The organism is Pseudomonas protegens (genome assembly GCF_003732485.1).
GTDB lineage: Bacteria > Pseudomonadota > Gammaproteobacteria > Pseudomonadales > Pseudomonadaceae > Aquipseudomonas > Aquipseudomonas protegens_B.
The window spans coordinates 9,899-10,868 of record NZ_MOAK01000050.1; the positions used below are offsets into that span (position 1 = coordinate 9,899).

1 protein-coding gene is annotated in these 970 nt (G+C 66.9%); it reads right to left on the reverse strand.

Going from position 1 to position 970, the window contains the following annotated elements:
• Positions 1-683, reverse strand: a 683-nt coding sequence (locus BLX41_RS35190; RefSeq protein ID WP_259744770.1) for a metallophosphoesterase family protein, incomplete at its 3' end; no start/stop codon positions are given.
• Positions 684-970: the final 287 nt, after the last annotated feature.

Consider the following 970-nt stretch of genomic DNA (forward strand, 5'->3'; position numbering starts at 1 on the left):
TGCCCCAGGGCCACGTAGCTGATGTCCGCGCCGAACAGGCTGGCGGGCAGGGCCTCGGCATTGCCGATGATCAGGCTGCGCTCGGAGTCTTCGGACACCGAGCCACCGGCCATGTGCGCGTGGCTCACGGCGATCAGGGCCTGGCCCGGCTGGCGCTTGGCATTGGCCGCGGCGATCAGCCATTCATGGACCTGGGCGATGCCCTTGAGGTAGTCGTCTCCCAGGTGCGGGCCGGTGACTTCCGCCGGGCGCAGAAAGGGCAGGGCCAGGCACCAGCCGGCAATCGCGCCGCTGGCGTCGGGCAGGGGCAGCAGCAGGCGCTCGGCGTCCAGCTGGCCGTCATCCAGCCACAGCACCCGGCCCAGGGCGTAGGTGCGCAGGCGGCGCATCAAGGGGGCGGGCAGTTCGATGCGCGAACCGGAATCGTGGTTGCCGGCGATCATCACGATGGTCAGGGCCGGTTGCTGCTCGTGGGCGCTGACGATGAAGTCGTAGAGCCGCTCCTGGGCTTTGACCGGCGGGTTGACGGTGTCGAAGATATCGCCGGCGATCAGCAGCACGTCCGGTTGCTCGTGCTTGAGCTGACGCAGCAGCCACTCCAGAAAGCAGGCATGTTCGAAGTCGCGTTCCTGGCCGTGGAGGTTCTGGCCCAGGTGCCAGTCGGAGGTGTGAAACAGACGCAAGGCAAGCTCCGCATGAAAAAGGCTGGCCGCACAGAAAATGACCGCGGCGAAAGGGTCGAGAGTTTACTGGCAAAAGCGTGTTTATGCCCGACGCTGCGGCAAATGCAGGCGAGATTGGCCCAGCGGCTTGGCTCCAGGGAGGTGGCTGTAGGAGCTGGCTTGCCAGCGAAAGGGCCCGCCCAGGCGCTGCATGACTTACGGGCCTCTTCGCCGGCAAGCCGGCTCCTACGCGGCAGCGGATTATTTGGGATACAGCGGCGGCAGGCCGGTGGTGTCCGCGACCCGGG